Annotated in this window: 7 protein-coding genes and 1 pseudogene; 4 read left to right on the forward strand and 4 right to left on the reverse strand. The window is 73.3% G+C overall.

Features of this window, described 5'->3' with window-relative positions; all coding sequences use genetic code 11:
* Positions 1-289: pseudogene (locus tag H1A17_RS33540) on the forward strand (hypothetical protein); the annotation flags it as partial.
* Here H1A17_RS33540 and H1A17_RS33545 read toward each other — a convergent pair.
* The 3 genes from H1A17_RS33545 to H1A17_RS33555 form a co-directional block, all read right to left on the reverse strand.
* The gene (locus tag H1A17_RS33545) at positions 257-658 is read right to left on the reverse strand and encodes a hypothetical protein (RefSeq protein WP_145917223.1); all 402 of its coding nucleotides are present in this window, start codon (positions 656-658) and stop codon (positions 257-259) included. The pseudogene H1A17_RS33540 and the gene H1A17_RS33545 overlap by 33 nt on opposite strands.
* Before the next feature lie 154 nt (positions 659-812).
* Positions 813-1034, reverse strand: coding sequence for a DUF397 domain-containing protein (locus tag H1A17_RS33550; protein WP_088645735.1), 222 nt, complete (start codon positions 1032-1034; stop codon positions 813-815).
* Entirely contained in the window at positions 1004-1885 is an 882-nt protein-coding gene (locus tag H1A17_RS33555) for a helix-turn-helix transcriptional regulator (protein WP_145917222.1), read from the reverse strand. The genes H1A17_RS33550 and H1A17_RS33555 overlap by 31 nt, the downstream gene beginning before the upstream one ends.
* Before the next feature lie 639 nt (positions 1886-2524).
* Between H1A17_RS33555 and H1A17_RS33560 the strand changes: the two genes are divergently transcribed.
* Both H1A17_RS33560 and H1A17_RS33565 read left to right on the forward strand, forming a co-directional pair.
* Entirely contained in the window at positions 2525-2809 is a 285-nt protein-coding gene (locus H1A17_RS33560) for a hypothetical protein (protein ID WP_088645737.1), read from the forward strand.
* A gap of 102 nt (positions 2810-2911) precedes the next feature.
* The gene (locus H1A17_RS33565) at positions 2912-3397 is read left to right on the forward strand and encodes a hypothetical protein (protein ID WP_145917221.1); all 486 of its coding nucleotides are present in this window, start codon (positions 2912-2914) and stop codon (positions 3395-3397) included.
* A gap of 28 nt (positions 3398-3425) precedes the next feature.
* On the opposite strand, the gene H1A17_RS35740 is transcribed toward H1A17_RS33565, so the two are convergent.
* The gene (locus H1A17_RS35740; RefSeq protein ID WP_309236930.1) at positions 3426-4064 is read right to left on the reverse strand and encodes a PASTA domain-containing protein; all 639 of its coding nucleotides are present in this window, start codon (positions 4062-4064) and stop codon (positions 3426-3428) included.
* Positions 4065-4070: 6 nt separating this feature from the next.
* Between H1A17_RS35740 and H1A17_RS34965 the strand changes: the two genes are divergently transcribed.
* Positions 4071-4178 (forward strand): acyl-CoA dehydrogenase family protein (locus tag H1A17_RS34965; protein ID WP_228544732.1); only part of this gene is annotated, 108 nt, incomplete at its 3' end.

Below are 4178 nucleotides of genomic sequence, written 5' to 3' on the forward strand. Positions count from 1 at the left end.
GCCGTACGGCCTGCGGGCCGCCGCCGGGCACCCGCTGATCGGGCTGCCCGTACAGGTGACCGCGCTGGCCACCCTGCCGGGCCTGCTGCGGGCCGGCGGGCTCGACCTGAGCGCCGGCACCGGGGTGACCGGGGTGGCGCTCACCGTCGGCGGGCTGGCCGTCCTCGCCATCGGGGTACGCCACGGGCTGCGGCACAGCCGGCTCGCCGAGCGGACCCTGCCGGGCACCCGCCCCGCGCTGGCCGGGCTGCCCGCCTCATCGGCTGCGGCCGGCTCCCTGCACGTATAGCAGTTCCAGGATCGCCCGGGTCGCCTCGAACCACCGGTCCAGCCAGCCCGGCGGCGGGACGCTGCCCTTCGGCGGCAACTCCAGCAGCAGGCCGCGCAGCAGCGGGTGGTCGACGAGCGACTCGGGGGGTTCCGTCGGCCAGCCGGCCGGCGGGAACGACGGCTCGGTGAGCGGGTTCGGGTCGAGCGAGGGCAGCGACAGCGACGAGCCGGCCTGCTCGGGGGCGGGGGTGTTGTCGCGGCCCAACTCGGTGTCGGCGGCGCCGACCTCGGTGAGCACTGTGTCGCGGCGCGCGCCACGGTACTTCCCGCCGAACCGTTCGGTCTTGCCGGGGCCGTTGGTGAGGTTGTCTGAGCCGATCGTCGTCATCTGCGTATCGCCTGCCTCGCTCGGTTGCCGCCACCTGCGGCGGATCGTCGACCAGCGCCGTACCGAGGGGTTCAACGACCCGGGGCGCGAGTGGCGACGGGCCGGCCGGGGAGTGTCCCCCGACCGGCCCGCGGTCAACGCCACGCTGCGTTGGTCAGTGTTGGCCGAACGCGCCGTTCCGAGCGTCGGCGACGAAGGCGTTCCATTCCCCGGGGGCGAATACGAGGGCGGGACCTGTCTTGTCCTTCGAGTCCCGTACCCCGACCGCCCCGATCACGTAAGCCACCTCGACGCAGTTGTCACAGTTCGGCCCGCTTCTTGAGCTCTTGAACCAGGTTGCCTGCGTCAGGTCCTCGGGGAACCTCTTGGTCGCCATTTCCACAACGGCTCCTCTGCCAGTTCTGCGATGTGTGCTATGGACTCCTCCGGTCGCCTGGCCACTGCTCGAATGTGATCGAAGATGAAGCTGTACTTCTGTAGCTCGTCGCTCTTCTCCAGGAAGAGCCCACCCGTGGCGTTCTCCGCGTACACGACATCCGGATCAACCGATTCGGGGAAGCTGAGAATGGTGAACGTCCCGTCCATGCCGGCGTGCGCTCCCACCTCGAAGGGCAGGACCTGCAACGTCACGTTCGGCAGTTCGGCCACCTCCACCAGCCGCCTGAGCTGGTTACGCATCACCGCGTCACCGCCCACCGGCCGACTCAACACCGCTTCATCGAGCACCACCCACAGATCGACCGGATCGTCCTGGGTCAACAACGACTGACGGCCCAGTCGGACACGCACCCGTTGTTGCACCTGGTCGGCGGTGAAGTCCGGGCGGGCGGCCTGGATCATCGCGCTGGCGTACTCCTCGGTCTCCAGCAGACCGGGCACGACCTGCTGTTCGTACGCGCGGATGGAGCCGGCCGCCGCCTCCAGGCCGACGTACGCCCCGACGAGCACCGTGCTGTAGGGATGCCACCACCCCTTCTGCCGCGCCTCGCGGGCGATCTGCACCAGTTCCTCGCTCTCCACGCCCACCACCCCGTAGATGCGGAGCATGTCCCGCACGTCGCGGGGTGTCGCGGAGGTGTGTCCGGTCTCGATCCGCGAGACCTTGGAGGCGGAGCACTCCAGTTGCTCGGCGACGGCCTCTATGGTGATTCCGGCACCGTCGCGCAGGCGGCGCAGCTCGGCCCCGAGCCGACGACGCCGGATGGTGGGGCTCCGCCGTTCGCTCATCGCATCGCCCCAGGTGCCGATGACGGGGGAAGCTGGTGCCTCGCGCTCACCCGGTTACCTCCGGTCGATCGCGCCTGCGTCCACACCCGCCGGGGGCGCGACCGACGGGCGGCGGGCGATCGTTCGCGGCAAAGGGGTGGAACCGGTCGTCGGCCGGCCGCGTCGGGCGGAACCGCGTCCAGTGTGCCGCTCCGGAGTCGGCGTGATCAAGCGCCCGGTTCACGTGTCGCCTTCGCGTATCGGCAAAAGTCTACGTGCAACTTGCATCCCGCATCACACTGATGCACTCTGTCCGTATGGTTCGAGTCACTCACCGTTTCCGGTCGATTTCCCGGTGTGATCATCACCCGGGGCTCGCCCGGCCGGGTGGGTGCCCCGGGCCGCAGGAGTCCACGAGACCTGCCCCGGGTTGATGACCCCGCCGCTGCACGCCCGAAGGCTGCGGCGGCGGGAGCGGTAACACCCGTGAGCAGCCGGGTGATGGCCGGGTGGCGCGATCCACCACCAGCGGGTACGCCCCCGGCCACCACCACAACGAGCACCGGCCCGCGAGGCACAACCCCGTCGCCGGAAACGCATCCGTCCCCGTTCCGCACCGGCCGGCCACGCGACGCCGGCCATATCCTCCCAGGAGCCCATGTGCTTCCCCGCTCCGGTGACGTTCTGCACGTGACCCGCGCCGCCAGTGTGCAGTTCCTCCGACCGATCACCTTCCGGGTGATCCGGGTGCTCGACTGGCCGACGTACGACGGCTGGCTCTGGCTCGACGGCTACCAGCTGAACGCCGCGGGCGACGCGGTCAGCCGCCGCTCGATCTTCGTCCAGCGGGCCGGGCTGACCCAGCTGCGGGCCGCAGCCGTACCGCGTCAGCACACCGCGCGGTCGCGCCGGCCGGTCAACCGCGCGCCGATCGCGGTGGGCTGACTCCCCGATTACCCGGCCGGAGGGCGTACCGCCGCCATAGACTCGGTACGCCCACCCCGGCGAACGTCTCCACCCCGCGCGTATCCGGCCCCTGAACCTGGGATGGCCATGGTCTATCTGCCCGCCGCGCGGCGGCACCACAGGTCCCGCCTCGGACACGCCTTCGGGCTGCTGGTCCTGATCGGCACGGTCCTCACCCTCGTGGTGGTGGCCCGCTACCCGGCCGAGTCGGCCACCCGGCTCGCCGAGCCGGTGCCGGCCCCCGAGATCACCGTGGCCGAGCCCGCCGACGCCCCGCCCGGCGACGGTACGCGGCCCGAGCCGGCACCGCCCGCCGGGAGCCGGCCCGACACCCCACCCGGGGACGACCTGCCGGCCGACGGCGACGAAGCGGCCGACCCGGGCGGGGACCGAGGGACGACTCAGTCCGGGGTCGGCGGCGGTGGGGCCTCCGCGCTCGCCGAGCCCCGGCACCCGTCGGACGACCCGCAGACCGTCGCCCAGTCGCTGTTCTACTCCGGCCTGCTCGGGCTGGCCATCTCCCTGGCCGGGCTGGGCCTGGTGGGGACCCGACGCCGGATGTGGTGAGCCGGGCCGGCGGAACGCCCCGGGCCCGTCACCCGGTGGGGGTGGCGGTCGGGGTGGCGGTGCCGGTCGGCGACGCCGACGGCTCGGCGGCCACCACCAGGGTCACCTCGTCACCCGGCCTCACCGGCCGGCCGGCCTCCGGATCGGTGGACAGGACGGTGCCGGGTGGCCGGTCCGACTCCCGCGTCTGCACCCGGGAGGACAACCCGAGCCGCCCCAGCAGCGCCTCCGCCGTCTCCTGGGAGAGGCCGACCAGCGGCGGCACCGCGATCGCCGCCGGCTCGGTCGACGGCGCGGTGGTCGGTGGGGTCGTCGGCGGCCCGGTGGTCGGCGCGGTGGTGGGCGGTGCGGTGCTCGGGGCGGCGCCCGTCGTCGGCACGGCCGTCGGCGGTGGGGTCGGTGTCCCGTCCGACGGGGTGTCCACCGCCCGCAGGGCCAGCCAGATCCCCACCCCGACCAGCCCCAGCAGGACGAGCCCGAGCACCCCCAGCAGGATCGGCGTCCACCAGCGTCGGCCGCGCTGCTCCTCGGCGTACCACTCGGCCGGCTCCCGGGGGTCGGCGGCCCGTGGCGGCGGCACCCCGGCCCGACCGGACCAGACCGGCGCACCGGCCGGCTCGGGCCGGGTCGTCCCGTCGGCGGGTGGCAGCGGGCGGGTCGCGTCCACCGGCTCCTGCCGGGCGGTGGCGTCTTCGCCGCCGAGGTCGTGCGCCCGGCCGCCGCCGAGTGGGACGCCCGGGAGGAAACCCCCTGGCCGGTCATCCAGGAAGCGGCGAAGATC

Source organism: Micromonospora sp. S-DT3-3-22 (assembly GCF_015354745.1).
GTDB lineage: Bacteria > Actinomycetota > Actinomycetes > Mycobacteriales > Micromonosporaceae > Micromonospora > Micromonospora wenchangensis.

Excerpts from the sequence above, each read along its gene's own strand:
- H1A17_RS33545 (WP_145917223.1), bottom strand. The coding sequence starts at position 658 with ATGACGACGATCGGCTCAGACAACCTCACCAACGGCCCCGGCAAGACC.
- H1A17_RS33550 (WP_088645735.1), bottom strand. The coding sequence starts at position 1,034 with ATGGCGACCAAGAGGTTCCCCGAGGACCTGACGCAGGCAACCTGGTTC.
- H1A17_RS33555 (WP_145917222.1), bottom strand. The coding sequence starts at position 1,885 with ATGAGCGAACGGCGGAGCCCCACCATCCGGCGTCGTCGGCTCGGGGCC.
- H1A17_RS33565 (WP_145917221.1), top strand. The coding sequence starts at position 2,912 with ATGGCCATGGTCTATCTGCCCGCCGCGCGGCGGCACCACAGGTCCCGC.